Source organism: Reichenbachiella agarivorans, from assembly GCF_025502585.1.
GTDB classification, from domain to species: domain Bacteria; phylum Bacteroidota; class Bacteroidia; order Cytophagales; family Cyclobacteriaceae; genus Reichenbachiella; species Reichenbachiella agarivorans.
Genome location: NZ_CP106679.1, coordinates 3,088,736 through 3,106,086, shown reverse-complemented (window position 1 = coordinate 3,106,086; position 17,351 = coordinate 3,088,736). Strand labels below are relative to the sequence as shown.

Annotated in this window: 10 protein-coding genes; 2 read left to right on the top strand and 8 right to left on the bottom strand. The window is 40.3% G+C overall.

The window, feature by feature from the left end:
* Window positions 1–362 precede the first annotated feature (362 nt).
* From N6H18_RS13090 to N6H18_RS13060, 7 genes are all read right to left on the bottom strand, one after another.
* Window positions 363–4,577 (bottom strand): CHAT domain-containing protein, encoded by a 4,215-nt coding sequence (locus N6H18_RS13090; RefSeq protein WP_262308724.1) that lies wholly within the window; start codon window positions 4,575–4,577, stop codon window positions 363–365.
* A gap of 100 nt (window positions 4,578–4,677) precedes the next feature.
* Window positions 4,678–7,194, bottom strand: coding sequence for a replication restart helicase PriA (gene priA, locus N6H18_RS13085; protein ID WP_262308723.1), 2,517 nt, complete (start codon window positions 7,192–7,194; stop codon window positions 4,678–4,680).
* A gap of 5 nt (window positions 7,195–7,199) precedes the next feature.
* Window positions 7,200–8,492, bottom strand: a complete 1,293-nt coding sequence (gene hemL, locus N6H18_RS13080) for a glutamate-1-semialdehyde 2,1-aminomutase (protein WP_262308722.1) — start codon at window positions 8,490–8,492, stop codon at window positions 7,200–7,202.
* Window positions 8,473–10,296 carry a hypothetical protein gene (locus N6H18_RS13075; protein WP_262308721.1) on the bottom strand — a complete coding sequence of 608 codons (1,824 nt, stop codon included), beginning with the start codon at window positions 10,294–10,296 and terminating at the stop codon, window positions 8,473–8,475. The genes hemL and N6H18_RS13075 overlap by 20 nt, the downstream gene beginning before the upstream one ends.
* A gap of 81 nt (window positions 10,297–10,377) precedes the next feature.
* Window positions 10,378–11,802, bottom strand: a complete 1,425-nt coding sequence (gene pyk, locus N6H18_RS13070; protein ID WP_262308720.1) for a pyruvate kinase — start codon at window positions 11,800–11,802, stop codon at window positions 10,378–10,380.
* Window positions 11,803–11,816: 14 nt separating this feature from the next.
* Window positions 11,817–12,254: an IPExxxVDY family protein gene (locus N6H18_RS13065; RefSeq protein WP_262308719.1), complete on the bottom strand. Its 438-nt coding sequence runs from the start codon at window positions 12,252–12,254 to the stop codon at window positions 11,817–11,819.
* Between the two features lie 164 nt (window positions 12,255–12,418).
* On the bottom strand, window positions 12,419–12,913 hold the full coding sequence (locus N6H18_RS13060; protein WP_262308718.1) for a paraquat-inducible protein A: 495 nt from the start codon (window positions 12,911–12,913) through the stop codon (window positions 12,419–12,421).
* Window positions 12,914–13,088: 175 nt separating this feature from the next.
* Here N6H18_RS13060 and N6H18_RS13055 point away from each other — a divergent pair, with 175 nt between their 5' ends.
* Window positions 13,089–14,576, top strand: a complete 1,488-nt coding sequence (locus tag N6H18_RS13055; RefSeq protein ID WP_262308717.1) for a dihydrolipoyl dehydrogenase family protein — start codon at window positions 13,089–13,091, stop codon at window positions 14,574–14,576.
* Between the two features lie 108 nt (window positions 14,577–14,684).
* Here the strand turns inward: N6H18_RS13055 and N6H18_RS13050 are convergent, their stop codons facing one another.
* Window positions 14,685–15,362: a SiaB family protein kinase gene (locus N6H18_RS13050; protein WP_262308716.1), complete on the bottom strand. Its 678-nt coding sequence runs from the start codon at window positions 15,360–15,362 to the stop codon at window positions 14,685–14,687.
* Between the two features lie 268 nt (window positions 15,363–15,630).
* Here N6H18_RS13050 and N6H18_RS13045 point away from each other — a divergent pair, with 268 nt between their 5' ends.
* A complete protein-coding gene (locus N6H18_RS13045) occupies window positions 15,631–17,334 on the top strand; it encodes an ATP-binding protein (RefSeq protein WP_262308715.1) in 1,704 nt (567 codons plus the stop codon).
* Window positions 17,335–17,351 lie beyond the last annotated feature (17 nt).

Genomic DNA, 17,351 nt, shown 5'->3' with positions numbered 1-17,351 from the left:
TCTATCTATCAGTTGTCAGATTAAGAAGTACATAACACAAAATAGCATCAGGAGCATCCTGATGCTATTTTTGTAGGCTAAGAGAGAGCAAAATAAAAGGAGCAGAAAACCCTTCAAGGGCTATTTAAAATCGAACTCAGTTTATTCAATGTGTAAAATATTTTTGCATGTTTGAATCACATTGACCCTCTCTACTGATAACAAAACACTGTGAGAAATATCTAATCACTTGTATCGCTATCTATTTTCATTCTAATAGCTATTGTGCTCTGCTCGATGCAAGCTAGCTATAAAAAGCAAAAGGCTGTCTCATACTTTTGAGACAGCCTCTTGCTTTTTATATAACCTGATCAAATCAGAATTTAATCCAACCCAATCATAATAAATGGTCCCCAGAAAATAGGGTCTTTGTATTCATCTCTGATTTCTTGCTTCGCTTCTATGAAGGCTGATCTCTTGTCTCCAGTAGTCAACCATTTGGAGTAGAATTTAACCATTAGCTTCTGAGTTGCCTCATCAGACACTTTGAACAGTGACATGATGATTGTCCTCGCTCCAGCCACTAGAAAGGCTCTCTGTAGACCATAGACACCTTCACCTGCCTCTATTTCCCCTAGCCCTGTCTCACAGGCAGAAAGAACCACTAAATCCGTTTTATCCAAATTTAGGTTCATTGCCTCATAGGCAGTAAGAATACCATCCTCGATGTTAAAATTAGACTTGGTTTCATTCAAGATATCTCCTGCTCCAGCCATTAACAAACCTGTTTTCAACAGAGGGTTTTGTGCAGCAGCATTTTCATTCAATGCGATGTCTTCGTCAGTCAAGTTAGCATCTGGCTGGAAGAAACCATGGGTAGCAATATGGAATATCTTAGGATTATTCATGTCCTTGACGGCCTGTTCAGTGGCCTTTTCTTGCTTGAATTCCTCAGTCACCCATCCATCTCGTCTGAGCATACCCTTGAGGCCATCTACCTCTTCTGCGGTACCATATAGCCTACCTATTACATCAGGGTTACCTCCACGCATTGCAGCTCGTCCTGTCCACTCTCCTGGAGAGGTAGCCACGTAGTATTTAGGGTCTCCAAACATTGACGCTGTATTGGCTTGTTGCGTAATCCTTGTTGTGACTTTATCAAAGAACAAATCCTTGGTGTTACTGATCAAAATAATGTTTGATTTATCCAACACATAACTATCATCTTCTAGTTTGATCGCTTCCAGATTGATCTGATTATACACACCATCCGCCGACAAGTATATCTTACCTGGATTACCTACCACATCTTGAATTGGTTTCCAGAAATTTTCATAAGACTTAGGATCATCCACTCTGTATCGAATACTATTTCTATAGTATTTCAAATATTTGGTTTCCAAGTCCTTACCATTTTTGAGGAGAATCAAACCTGGAGCACTTCTCTTTCCTTCATTCTTGATATACAACACAGCGTACATGATAGAATCATCAGAAAAAGTATGGTCAAATACTCTAAATCTGATCATTTCCAATGCCACCTCATTGGGTTTCAATGAGTTCTTTACATCCAGCCAGGTGACTGTTCTTTTCTCAAATCCACTACTAAAGTCCTCCGACTTCTCACTTAACCTCTTCTCCAAATCTTCTACTTGACCCAAAAGCGATGGGCCATCTATCCCTGCCTGCATCAATTGATCCGAGCTCATGGACAATACTTTGGTCAACAAGTCCTTTTTGGCTTCCCAATCTTGATAAATCGCCTTCAGCTCCTCGTCTCCAGAAGAAAGAATTCTTTGACGAATTTTGATTGATGAACTCAACAACAAGGCCTTAGTCAATAGCGCATTGTTGTAAAGATTACCTATCATTTCATCATTCTTTCTGTTGTAGTTGATCACGAGTGTATTGTAAAATTCATAATCTGACTTGATCGTATTCCAGAATTTTGCCTTTTCACGTTCACTCAAAGCAGGAAAGTACTCTTGGATAAATAGCGAATAATTGCTCAATACATCTTCCAATGCTACTTGAGACCTCTTGATATCTCCATTCATGAAATAGGTCTTGCTCAGTTTTGATTGAACCTTGACATACTCAGGGTGGCTGGTACTGAAGAATTTAGAATACATTTTCTTGGCTTCTTCATAGTAACTATCCGCTTTGCTATATTCCTTTTTGTTGTAGAAGATATCTCCTTTGAGTACGCTGATACTAGCAGCGTTCACATTATTTCTTACACCGATTTTCTTGCTCCATATAGCACCTGCTTCATCAAGGAAACTGATGGCAGAATTGTATCTACCATCTGCGATGTACAGAATTGCTAGGTTTTTTAGAATGGTAGCATAGGTAGGGTTTGATGCACCCAATTTTTTTCCTATTATCTTTTCTGCTCTCAAAAACAAGTCCTCTACTTCTGCCAGCGGTTCATTGTTGTAAAACTTGACCAATGCCAGTTCAGAAACGGCACGAGCCACATCTATATGGTCTCTACCGAATTGTGTTTCTCTGATATCTACGACCTTTTCTAAGATATCAATGGCCGTTTCATAGTCACCGACCAATGTATTTACTTTGGCCAAAGCCATCATGCTATTCGTGACCTTAGAAGACTCCTTACCAAAAATACCTGTTGTGATGTCATTGGCTCGTTGGGCAAATTGCTCTGCTTGTGTATAATCACCCAAGGTCATTTTAATTCTTGACTTTAAAACCAATGGATCATCCAAATGACGAGAGTTGGTTCCAAATCTTCTTTCTTTTCTTTTCAGATCCTCATCAATCAACTTCTCTGCTTCTTTGTACCTACCGATATCCAAAAACACTTCTGCCAGTTCATCTGCAATTTCAATCCCTGAAGTTTCAACAGTACGTACTCCTTGACTTTGCAATTTTTCGGATCTATTGATGTTTTCTTCTGCCTGATCATACTCCCCTTTGATGGCCAACAGTGTAGCCTGTGTAATCAATGATTGTGCATAATATGCTGGAGCAAAATCCGTATCTGAATTCTTCAAAATGGCAATCGCAATCTCTATATTCTTCTCTGCTTCTGCATATTTTCCTATTTTGTACTGTAGGTTAGCTATTTTGTCCAATTCCAAAGCATAAGCTGGATCTTGGTTATCATATTTTCTCCTTGATGCCTCCAAGGCAATATCTAATATCTCAGACGCCTTATCGTACTGATCATTTTCTTCATAAAAGATCGCTTGGTGATCCAAAATATCCACATAATCCAAATGCCCTTCGGTTATTTCTTTCTTGACGATCTGATCCCAGCTAGTAGAATAGATGTCTAATGCCTCGGCAAACTTTTCTGTATAGTCCACATAGTAATTGGCCATGTGTACCATGGTAAGATTGTATTGAGGAGATTCCTTACCATACAGCACTTCTTTGATCTGAGCGATATTTTTCAGATACATGTAAGAATTGTCATTTCTGCCATTGATCAATGCAATTTTGTTGGCAAACTCTAGCATTTCAATCCTCTTGGGGTGGTATTTAGGGATCAATGACTCACTATTAAGTATAGTAGCTACATCATTCTCTAGTCCTACATCTTTCCCTCCCATCAACACATCATAATTCAATGTTTTGAGCATCAAACTATTCATGCTGTTTTTGCCATATTCCGCTTTTATCGTTTTTCTAAACAACTCTTCTTGTGTTTTTAACTTGCCAGAATTACCATTCTTAATATAGCTCTTGATCAACCTCTCTTGAATCATTATTGTCACATAATGTGAAGGAGCATATTTTCTAATGGTATGTGTATATGCCTTTTCATATAAGTCTACAACAGAACCAATTTCAAGCCCATTTTCTTCTAATAAGTATGTATTCCAGTATTGATTCTCTGAATAAAGGATGTCAGCCTTCCCCAAATTTTTGTTGATCCAAGTGTCTGCATAAACAAAAGAGGAATCTGCACTGAGGTAGTTACCCATTTGTCTGTAAGCATTCCCTTTAAAGATCATCATACGCGCCAACTCCCTCTTTCTTTCACGAACGGCACTTCTTCTACCTTCTTCATTTAGGGCTCGCTGGAGATAGAATGGCATTTTCTCATTGATCAATTTGATAGCCTCTGTATAGAAGCCCCTACCTACCAATATTTGTGCTTCTAATACATCCATACTGGCTGCCAAATCCTCATCCATACCAGCTCCTCTGAGAATAGGCTTTGCCAAGTCCAAATATTTTTTAGCTGTGACATAGTTACCATACTGTATCATCACTTCGGTAGCTTCTTTGAGTAACAAAGCGTGCACTTCACTCTCTTCGCCGTTGATCGTAGCACTCAACTCCAACCCCTTGGTAACGGATGCATCGATATTTCCCAACATCCCAAGTGCCACGTCATACTTTGCTTCTTTGATGTATGCAATCGGCAGGAAGTCATTGGTTGCTCCCAATTTTTTGGTGGACTGCTTTTTTATCTTTTCTATTTCAGCACGTGCGCTATTGTACTGCCCTAGTTCATAAGCCTCATCTGCTTTCTCTAGTTTTTTATCGTATTTCGTCTGTGCGCTGACCGAAAAAGCTGAAAGCACGATCATGAGGAAAAGGTAGGTTTTTACAATTCTCATACTATGTTATGTTTGTACAAAATGGGTTCAATTCTATAAATATCAAAAATATCTACTTGGTATCAAATAGTCAACGTGTAAGTTCTGCAATGATTGTATATCATACTGGATCTACATCAAAATAAACTCTGAGCGAGGCATATTCTTTTTTCTTCCTCAAATCAAGATTCAAACGGTATGTCAGCTCTTTCACCTTGCTGATGCTCACCCCCTTCTTTTCTATTTTCAGGAAAATTTCTTCAATATACAAATTTCTAATCCGACCAATCACTGGTTTTTGAGGTCCCAAAACACGGCGCTTCCCTAGTTCACCTACCAGTAAGGCACTATAATCCACAGCAGCATTTTGCAACACTTGTGGCTCTTTGTGCTTGAGGATGATTTTGATCATGCGATAAAAAGGAGGATAATTAAAATTACCTCTCTCTAATATCTCCTGCTGATAAAACCCTTTGTAATCCCCTCTCAAGATAAGTTGCAACAAACCTCCCTCGGGTTCTCCTGTTTGTATCACTACTTGGCCTTGGTCATTTTTTCTACCTGCTCTCCCACTGACTTGAGTGATCAACTGAAATGCCCGCTCATGAGAGCGAAAATCTGGAAAATGGACGATTCTGTCATAATCAAACACCCCTACCAACGAAACCTTATCAAAATCCAGCCCCTTGCTCAACATCTGGGTTCCAACCAAAATATCAGTTTCTCCATTTTGGAATCTGTCAATGATGTTTTGATAACCGTATTTACTCCTTGTTGTATCTTGATCCATGCGCTGAACATGCGCCTCTGGAAATAATATTTTCAAGTCTTCTTCTATTTTCTCCGTTCCAACGCCAACGGTACGAATGGCTGTAGATCCGCATGCTTCACACACCGCTGGAACAGACTCTTTGTACCCACAATAATGGCATATCAGGTGATTGGAGTGCATGTGAAAAGTTAAACTCACGTCACAACTCTGGCATCTTGGCACATGATTGCAATCATGACATATCAAGTAGGGAGAGTATCCTCTCCGGTTTTGAAACAAGATCACCTGTTCTTTCTTCTCTAGGGCTGAACCTATCGCTTCAAGTAGCTCTGGAGTGAAATCTCCATGCATCCGTTTAGCCTTTCTCGCATTGAGAATATTAGCCAATGTGAACTTGGGCAGGCTACCAGACCCGAATCGCTCATGCAGCTCGACCAAATGATACTTGCCCTCTAGGGCATTTTGATAGCTATCCAGAGAAGGTGTGGCCGTACCCATCAACACATTGGCTTGATGGATCTGGGATAGCCAAATGGCAGAATCTCTGGCATGGTACCTCGGTGCTGGCTCATACTGCTTGAACGAAGACTCATGTTCTTCATCAATGATGATCAGAGACAAATCATTGAATGGCAAAAACAAGGAAGACCGCACTCCCGCCACCAAATTGACTTTGCCTTCGCTCACCTGATTCCATATTTCTACACGTTCATTGTCAGAGTATTTGGAATGATAAACACCCAAACTACTCCCAAATACCTTGTGCAACCGAGCTACTATTTGAGTAGTCAAAGCAATCTCAGGCAGCAAGTAAAGTACCTGCCCTCCACTCTCTAATGCCTGTTTGATCAACTCTATATAAATTTCGGTCTTTCCGCTACCTGTAATACCGTGCAGCAATACAGGTTTATTGGCCTGAAACCCTTCTATTACCTCCATCAAAGCGGCCTGTTGCGAATCAGATAAATCTCCTTGATGAACTGATGCGGTTGTTGTCGCTTCTATTCGAGATACGATGATTTCCTTCTCGTAGAAAATCCCGTTCTTGAGCAGGGTCTTCAATCCAGAAGCAGAAACACCAGCCTCTGTGACAACCGATTTATCCACTTTGACCGCTCTAGTAGTACCCTCATCCATCCTGATCAAACTGAGGTATTTGAGCAATACTTCCAGTTGTTTTGGACGCTTTTCCAATTCTTCAAACAATTGCTCCATTTGAACTGGATCCACTAGGTATTTTTCATCGAGCCACAGCACCTTTTTGGTCTTGGGCTTGTATTTATCCTTGACCTGTTCATAAAGTAGGATTGCTCCTTTTTGTATGAGGGATTTCAAGACAGGATGAATCATTTTGATTCCTAGCACCTCGGATATATCCTGATAGGATAGGCGATCGTTGCTTTTCAATGCCTCCAAGATTTTTTCTTCCTTATCGGAATAATCTACTTGCTCCTCACGATCAGGATTCAACTGTATGAAGGATTCACTATTCAATTTGAGCCCACTAGGCAGTCCTGCATTGAGCACTTCTCCAATTGTGCACATGTAGTACTCTGCCATCCAAGTAAACAACTTGAGTTGAAAAGAGTTGACAGATGGATGAACATCCAAGCAATCCATGATCAATTTGGCCTCATAGACTTTGGGAGCAGTAGTGTGCAGGGCAGTAACTATCCCTGTGTAAATCTTTTGTTTACCAAACTGAACAATCACCCGACAGCCTACTTGAATGACTCCCTTGAGATCCAGAGGGACACGATATGTATAACTCCCAGGAAGGGGAATAGGCAAAATAACATCAGCAAAGTAAGTGACGAGTTCTTCGAAATCGCCCTCTACATCGCTATTTAGCTCCAGTTGACTCAATGAAATTAACTGTGGATTTCCTGTAAAGCTTCGTAGTTGGCAGCTATGATTTTTTCCATCTCTGCTTCTCCGATTGCTGTGGATAAAAACAAGGTCTCATACTGTGAAGGAGCCAAATACACTCCCCTATTCAGCATCGCATTGAAGTATTTGCCAAACATCGTCAAATCACTGGTTTTGGCAGTCTCAAAATCTACCACGGGCGTCTCTGTGAAAAACAATGAGAACATCGAGCCTACCGCATTGATTTGATAGTTCAAACCAAGCCTTTTCATATTGGTTCTGATCCCACCAGTGATGATCTGTTGGACAGATTCCAACTGGACATAGAGACCTCTGTTGTCATGTAAGTAGCCCAACATGGCTAATCCAGCCGCCATAGCTACCGGATTGCCAGACAAAGTACCTGCTTGATAGACTGGTCCCTTAGGTGAGACCATATCCATGATATCAGCTCTTCCTCCATAAGCTCCGACTGGCATCCCCCCTCCGATGATCTTGCCTAGAGTAGTCATGTCAGCTTTCACGCCGTACAATTCTTGCGCTCCGCCTGACGCCAATCTAAAACCTGTCATGACCTCATCAAATATCAAAACAATACCGTGATCATCACAAATCTGCCTCAATCCCTGAAGGTAGCCGTCTATAGGTGGTACACAACCCATATTGCCTACTACTGGTTCTAAAATAATCGCTGCAACTTGGTCTTTATTCTCATGGACTACTTCCTGTAATTTTTCGAGATTGTTGTATGGCACAGTCAGGGTATCCCGAGCAGTGCCTTTGGTCACACCTGGACTATCTGGCTCACCCATGGTTGCTGCACCACTGCCTGCCGCAATCAAAAATGAATCACCATGTCCATGGTAGCATCCTTCGAATTTGATAATTTTATCACGGCCTGTATAGCCTCTCGCAACCCTGATTGCAGACATCGTAGCTTCTGTTCCAGAATTGACCATTCTTACTTTGTCCATCGAAGGTACCATAGAGCAGATTAGTTCTGCCATCGTCACCTCAGCAGCAGTAGGCGTACCAAAGGATAAAGACCGCTTGACAGCATCTGTTACTGCATCAGCAATCAAAGGGTTGCCATGACCTAAAATCATCGGCCCCCAGCTATTGATCAAGTCGATATAACTGTTACCATCAATGTCTGTCATATAAGCACCCTGAGCAGATTCCATAAAAACAGGTTCTCCACCAACGGCTCTAAATGCCCGCACAGGGGAATTGACACCACCTGGAATACTCAACTGTGCTTGTTCAAATATCTTTTTACTCTTCCCCTTTTCCATCTTTCCTGCTGTTGACTACTTTTAACCGTGAATCTTCAAATCGTGTGATTGGTACATATTGATTGGAATTGCCCCCATCAAAGGACACACCTTCAAATATTTCACCAACCATAAATTTTTTACTATTATCTGCGGACTGGAAATAATGACCGTTTTTAATCATCATCTTTCCAATTGTCATCGTCATATCATATCCTATCATGGCATTTTGGCTAGGTATATCATTGTACTTATTGATGTACTTTTTTCTGAATGACTGGTAAGAACCCTTTGTATTATCCACGTACCATGGGTCCACAAAATAAACCCCTAGCCTCTCCATCTCCTCGAAAGTAAGTGTTTCTGTATTTTGCCACTCGGCACGACCAATTATCTGTGTACTATCCGCTCTAATCTCCACTGCTGAAATGTAATTGGAAGCAAACAAAGTTTTGGATGACGCTACATAGATATGACCGATACTATCTGGTGCGATAGCGAATCTCTCCTCATAATATACAATTACATCTTTCTCTTTGATCGATTTCTTTTCTTTGATAATTCTTGATGGATTATTAGCTCTGATTGTGTCTGCCCTTTCCTTTGAATAACGCACTTCATATTTTTTAGTCAGCAAATCATAAGAGGCTATAACGGTAGTATCTCTCACTTTCTCTAAATACAAAACCTTGAACCCATTCTCCATGATCTTTTGTGCATAGGTATAAGCACTTATTGAATCCTTTTTGTTGTCTTCATAAAATACCATTGCATTTTTGTTGTTGACTTTCTCACTTGCCAACACAGCTGCAGCCAATGCTTGGGACTCTACACTAGGCCCATACAAAAAGGAATAGGGGTTGTTTCCTATGACCTCTGTACTATTGGATATTGGGTTGATCATATTGATTTTGTTGTTGTAGCTAAAATCTGACACCAACTGACTTGGGATCGGAAACAAGGGGCCAACCAAAAGATCCATGCTTTTCATCTCTGGCATGGCTAGCAAAGCTGCTGTCACTGTAGAATCACGTCGGGTATCATAGGCAAACAGCTGTATTTTTGTTCCTTTTTGATTCAGCATCTCTGCTGCTTCTTCCATCCCGTGATAGATATCCATGATGAATTTGTTTCTGACGGTACGGCGTGGATCATTCAATCCATCAAACATAAAAGGCAATAAAACTGCAATTTTATAAGTCTTCTTCATTTTGCTCTCGCCTAAAGTATGTAATCCCAACTCAGCAGCATCTAGTTCGAACTTGTCAACCACATTATCAAGCAATTCTGTATTTCTGGATGAGAGTGGCAATGCTGCTATGCGGCTAGCCAATGCCTCTGCCACGATTTCGTCATTGGGGAACTGATAAAATAGCTTTTCTAAAGTCTCAACGTCCTCTACTTCTGCCAACTTGATCCGCATCAAATCCATACTCACATCAACACCTGATTTCTTGGCATACAATACTCCATTGGCATAATCCTTTTCTTGAAAATACAACTCGGACAACCAATAGTTAACTTCAGAAATATTTTTCCATCCCTTGTTTTTGATGGTCATCTGTAGCCACATGGATTTTGCTGCTTTGAGATCACCCGCTTTATAAGCAGATAGACCATAATAAAACGAAGCGTACTCCTTGAATGGATTGGATGAACTACTAGCTGACAATTGTCTAAAATACTCCATAGCAAAGGTGTATTCACCCTCTTGGAAGTACTCCTTAGCTTTGAGATAAGTAGTTTGTTCGTCTTGCGCTAATACTACGCGTGTTGAGAATAGAAGAGGTATAAAAAAAATAAAGCCAAACTTTATAAGTCGCATCAAGCCGGAGGGTTATTTGTATGAAATAAAACGGCTTAAAACTATAAAATTTGGCTTTGGCAATCTATCAATTGTGGTAAATTATTTTACCACATCGACTTTCATTGTATTTGTTTTGGACTGCCAATGCAATGGCATAGAAGCTGTCGTGATATAAGTATCACCTGTTTTCAAATGTCCTTTTTCTTTCAAAATATTGACTAAGTCATCAAATGTCACATCAATCGGGTGTTGAGAGTCATAATAAAACCCTTTGATACCCCAAACTAAGTTGAGTGTTCTCAACATTTGCTTGTCATCAGTGAAAATATAGATATCAGCTTCTGGTCTGTTTTTCGCCAAACTCAACCCTGTATATCCTGATTTGGTCATGCCGATGATTGCTTTAGCTCCAACCGCCTTGCTCAATCTACAAGCCGAACTCACCAAAAGACTATTTGCTCCTAAATCCTTTCTTCCTGAATCTTCCCAGTACTTATTGAATACAAAATCAGATGATTTTTCGATAGCTGCAATACACTTAGCCATACTTTGAACAGATTCTACCGGAAACTTACCTGATGCAGACTCTGCTGACAACATCACAGTATCTGCTCCGTCATAGATAGAATTTGCCACGTCATTGGCTTCTGCTCTTGTAGGACGAGGATTATCAGTCATACTTTCCAGCATCTGAGTAGCCACGATTACAGGTTTCCCTAGATTGTTGCATTTTCTGACAATGCTTTTTTGGATTGGAGGCACATCTTCCATTTGGACTTCTACTCCTAGATCTCCACGCGCTACCATGATGGCATCTGTTGCTTCGATGATCGCATCGATATCTGCTACTGCCTCTGGTTTCTCTATCTTTGCGATGATCTTAGTAGTTTTACCTCTCTTGGTGATGATCTCTCTGAGTTCTTCGATATCCTTGGCATTTCTCACGAAAGACAAGGCTACCCACTCCACATCATGATCCAATCCAAACTCTAGATCTTCTCTGTCTTTCTCTGTAAGAGAGGGAGAAGAAATAGCTGTATCTGGCAAGTTGATTCCTTTTCGAGATTTCAACATACCCCCGTGGATTACTTCAGTGACTACTTCCTTGCCATCAGTAGACAAAACTCGGATTTGTAGATTTCCATCATCAATCAAGATGTAATCACCTTTGACCACATCGGTTGCTAGCGGCTTGTAAGTCGTACTTACTCTCTCGCTAGTACCCAAGATATCTTCGGTAATAATGGTTAATTTTTGACCCGGTACTATCTCAGCACCTCCATTCTCCATTTCACCAATTCTAATTTTAGGACCCTGCAAATCTTGCAACTTGCATACATTCGTCCCCAACTCTTCATTGACTTCATTAATCGTGTTGATTCTTTCAAGGTGATCTTGGTGAGTACCATGAGAGAAGTTCAACCTAAAAACGTCCGCTCCAGCATGAATTAGCTTTTTGATCGTTTCCTTGTCTTGGCTCGCCGGCCCTAAAGTAGCGATGATTTTTGCCCTTTTTGATTGCATCAATTCCTGTTTAGTTAAAATAAAAAACTCTCCTTTTCTTTAATCTTGTTCACGTCCAATTTCACTAAGGAATCAATCTTGTCGGTATTCCTCAGTTGATTAAATATCACATCCAAGTCTGAAATCTCCTCCAGTTCTTCTATTTTCAATAAATAATCAAAGCTTCCTAGTGACGGAACAAGTAGTTTTTGGGTCGCCATTGGTCCAGTAATCAGTGTATTGGATAGCAATGAGAATTTCAACAATTCATTTTCGTAGGTATAATTCGACACGCGCATCACGCCACTACTTTTCATCTCTATCTCTAAATCCACTTCTTTTCTTAGCACAATGCCCAAAGCTTGATTGATAGCCCAGGAGACTGTGTATTCTTTGGATTTTGAAATTATGCCAATCAGATGGAAGTCAAAACTATAATTTGTATGTAGTTTAAGCCTTTTCACCGTAGACATAATTGAAATTCAAAAGTGATAACAATTTCAACAATATCAAACTTTCGTTGAACATATTAATATCAATCTCACGTTTTGTTGAAATCAACCACAATCCTCCTCGTGTAGCGACAAATATAGATCATCCATAACGGAATCCTAAAGACATCCGATATTCTAACTACTTAGGCAGGCTCAGCTATTTTGATAAACTGCAGTCCCAAAAGTGAGATCAAACAGTAGGAAGCAAAGTAAAAGAATCCCTGATGCAAGACTGCCTCTACTGAGCTATTGGACTGTGCTGATAGAAAGGCCATAAAAACAGCCACAGCAAACACATCAGCCATCGACCACTTCCCTATCGAGTGGACAAACTTGTACAGCTTGTATTTCAGTTTAAAATCTTTGATCAGCAATACCGACAATACAATCACCCCCTTGGTAGCTGGTACCACCACACTGAATAAAAAAATCAAAGACGCTACAAATTTATTGTTCGTCTTATACAAAGTCTCTACAGTCTGAAGTATGCTTTGAGTCTGTTCGTAAAAGGTAGTTTTCCCCAGAATTGGCAAATCTGCAGAAACTGTAATTTGCAAAATTGGAAAAGTAAGACCTGGGTAGAGTATCGCCAACGAAATGATCGTCAAGACTAGTGCTACAATGTTTCGTTTGAGCATTTGTTGTGGTGTCAATTTATTTTATACACACAATAATACTAATTATAAGAATAATCCTAGCGTGATCGTGCAGGAATCAATTAACGGCTGATTTAATTCAACAATTAGGTAATTATTGGTTAATATTAAACTATCAACTAGCTGATATACGACCTAAAACAAAAAGCAAATTCGAATGGAGAAATATGATGTCTGTGTTATAGGCGGGGGACCCGCTGGATACGCAGCGGCGATGAGAGCTGTTGATTTCAAAAAGCGAGTATTATTAGTAGAAAAGCATAAGATTGGAGGAGTAGGACTTCACAATGGAGCCTTGTCGAGCAAAACCTGGTGGGAACTATCTAGGGAAGCACTTGCACTCCGTTCCCATTGCAAAACAACCAGTCTACCAATCCCTAGCTACAATTTCCAAACCTTAAAAGCCGAAGTGGACAAAGCCATCGATGGCCGACGTGAATTACTAGAGCACCATATGCACAACATCAATGTCAATAGCAGCGATGAGTATTTTCATTTCAAACGTGGACTAGCCAAAGTAGTGGGACCAAACATTGTCTCTATTCAGCAAAACGATGGCGAAGACCTAGAAATAAAAGCTGACAACATCATCTTGGCCACTGGCAGTAGACCTAGGAAACTTGACAACATCCCAATCGATGAAGAAATCATCCTGACCAGTGACGGGATCGAAAACCTCAAGGAATTTCCAAAAAGCATGGTAATCGTGGGTGCTGGCGTGATCGGGTGTGAGTACGCGACGATCTTCTCCAACTTTGGACAGACCAAAGTGTACATGATAGACAAAGGCAATAGAATCCTACCCTTTGAAGACGAAGATGTCGTAAGTATCATCGAAAGAAATCTGGAAAGCAAAGACGTGACCATACACCGAAACTCTCAGTTGATTGACATGAAGATTGAAAATGGCATGGTCGTCTATACGCTAGAGTACAACAACGGGTCCAAAGAAATTTTTCATGTCGAAAAAGCTTTGGTTTCAGTGGGTCGATTGCCCAATTATGAAAACCTGATTTCTGGATCGATCCATATTGACAAAGACAACAGAGGCATCATAGATGAACTCACCCAGACATCAATCCCCAACATATATGCCGTAGGCGATATCACTGCTGATATCGCTTTGGTCAATGTAGGAGAACTAGAAGGTAGATATGCTGTGGAAAAAATATTTGGACACCCTAAACGTCCCTTAAACTACGAAAACATCTCTACAATAATGTTTTTGGCTCCAGAGGTAGCAGGCGTGGGTATCAACGAGGTAAAAGCCAAAGAACTGGGCATCCCCTACAAAATGGTCTGCTTGGACTATAGCTGTATCTCACGAGCAATTGCCATGCGCAACACCAATGGTTTCATCAAGATCATCGTATCCAAAGATGAAGAAATGCGCATATTAGGCATGCGCGTAATCGGCGAACATGCATCCAGTGCCATCGAGGCTGTTGCTTTGCTCATCTCTATGGGCAAAGGAATCGAAGAACTGGCAGAACTAATCCACCCTCACCCGTCCATTATAGAAGGTATCCAAGAGTGTGTACGCATGCTTCTCAATAAATCCATGCTAAAACCTGGTGTACTCAGACACGCCATGCGATGCACGAGTTGTGAAAACGGCGAAGTAAGAGATGTAGAGTTCGTATAAGAGGTCGAATAGATCAAAGAACCAATGTGATGACCATACCATGACTATCAAACAAAAAGACCTGAATTAATTCAGGTCTTTTTGTTATCAATGCTTTCATTTTTTTATCTAAAATCTGTTGATCTTAATTTGAAAAGTGAAATATGAGTATTCACTGTTTACCTTGTCAAACTTATAATTCAATTTTTCTCCTGTTTTTCGAGCCAATTGAATCAGTCCTAGGCCAGCCGTTCCTTTGTCAGAGAATTGTCCATTGCTGAGCGTTTCCTTATACAGGGCTCTCAAACCATCCTTGTCAGTGGTATTGACCTCATCAATTTTGGCTTTCAGATCATAGGTGTTTTTGGTAGGAATAAAATTGCCAGTCAAGATATTGTAGTACTTTTCTTTGGCTAGCACGGTGATCAATCCAGATTTTGCATCATAATCTGATACGCCATCGAACTGTCCTTTGATTTCGTCCATGTGATGATACAGGTTGTGTACCACTTCCACTGCAGCGCTGTAAAACAGTTTCTGCACTTTTTTATCAGTTTCTACCTGCGCTACTTTGCGGTCAAGAGTCTCTATCACTGATGTCACCAAGTCAAACGTAATCGCGCCTTTGTACATCAACAGAATATTCTCATTGTATATCCTGTTGTATAAATCAAAACTACTGACACTATTGACCTCTTCACTGGACTTAGTCCCTTTTTTTGCCTGATCGATCATTTCTGTTTTTTTCCGTTGTTCCTCTTTCCATTCGTCAAACGCCCCAAGCATGCTTTGTGATATATCATTCATATCGAACGGGAGAAAAATCCACTATCCTTTAAAAGTACAAAAATATAAGATAATATCTAAATTATTAAAAAGATTAAGAAATCGACCATATGATGTCAAAATCTGTTTCATATATTTTCTGAACTAATATTATTCGCAATATACCTCAGTATTTTTACTTAATTTCTATCTTTAAGCCGTGATAAAAAGTACTATTATAGTTTGGGGTTGTATTGTACTGATATTGTGTTCTTTTTCATCAGTAGCGACTGACTTGTCTTGGGCACAATTGCAAAAGAATAAACGTGGAGAAATCACAATCTACTACCGTCATTCTGACCCTTTTTTAATCATCACCGAGCAGGGTACCCTCGAAGGTCTCGAGTACGAAATGCTCATGGGTTTCAAATATTATCTCCTCAATCAATATGGATATGATCTGACCCTGACTTGGGAATTGAAAAGAAGTTTTGGAGACATCTACTCTCAAATCAAAGACCACTCTAAAGTAGGTGATATAGGACTTGATATCATATCCAAAGTACCAGAGAGAGAAAAAGAAGTCAAATTTTCAGCCCCCTATTTCCCAGACATTCAGGTACTCATCACCAACAGAAGTGCACCAACCATAGAGTCCATCAAGGATTTTGCAGAGATGTTTGAGGACTATACTGCGGTATCTGTCGAGGGTACTACCTATGACATCTACCTCCGAGAACTAATGAAAAGTCAACAAATGGAGTTTGAGCTACAGCACATCCGCTCTAGCAATGACATCATTAGATACATAGAATCCAACGAAATGACGTTTGGTTATGTGGACTTGCCCAACTACATCTTGGCACTCAACAAAAACAAGAAGATCAAAAGACAGAACCTGCTCTCCAAAAAAGGCTTTGGCTACTGCATGATTTTCAGTTTGGATAGTGATTGGAATATTCCCCTCAACGAATTCCTCGCAAGCAAGGAATTTGAGCTATTGAGAACCAAATCCGTTCAAAAGTATCTCGGATATGATGTCAATCAACTGATATCACACATCGCTGAAGGCGAAAATGAAGAAATAGTTTTGCTCCAAAGGGAAAAGAGCTACATGAACGAAGAGCTTCATTCCAAGGAAAAACAAGCGCAAGAACAAAGCTATATCCAAAACATCTTGCTGATATCGATCATCTTGGCATTGACCATCACCTATTTTCTCTTCAATAGCAACAGAGTCAAGTCCAAGGCAAACGAAATCCTAACCAAACACAGGCAGATGATAGAGCAGCAAAATGCACTGCTATCTAGAAGAAACGAAGACTTGGTCAGTAGAGACGAAGAAAAGAATAACTTCATCCACATCCTCTCCCATGACCTAAGAGCTCCGATCAACAACATCACTGCTTTGGCCAACATATTGAATATGAATCCAGAGGATCTCAACGAAGAGCAAAGTAGAATGATCAACCATATAGCCAACGAGTCCATGAGGCTCAATAAGATGGTAACCAAGATCCTGGACATTGAAAAGATCGAATCCAAAACCTCTGAGCAATTCGTAAGAATTAACTTGACAAAAGTCGTACAACATGTCGTAGAAACAAATATTACGCATGCCAGTGCTAAAAAAATTGAAATCATCACCAACCTACTACCCGATGTGGAGGTACTGGGAGATGAGCAGTACCTATTCCATGTGATAGAAAATCTAGTATCCAACGGAATCAAGTTCTCTCCACATGAAAAGAAGGTTTTTATCGACCTCACGGCTCAAAACCATCTGGCTCTCGTCAAAATCAAAGATGAAGGCCCTGGGATGACCGCTGCTGATCAAAAGAACATGTTTAAGAAATTCCAAGTATTGAGTGCCAAAGCTACTGCTGGTGAGCGATCCACAGGTCTTGGCTTATCGATTGTCAACAAATACATTGGGCTGCTAGGTGGAGAACTAGAATGTGATTCAGAACCAGGTGTAGGTACTACCTTTACCGTCAAGCTCAGTTTGGCCTGATATAATATGGTATAGAA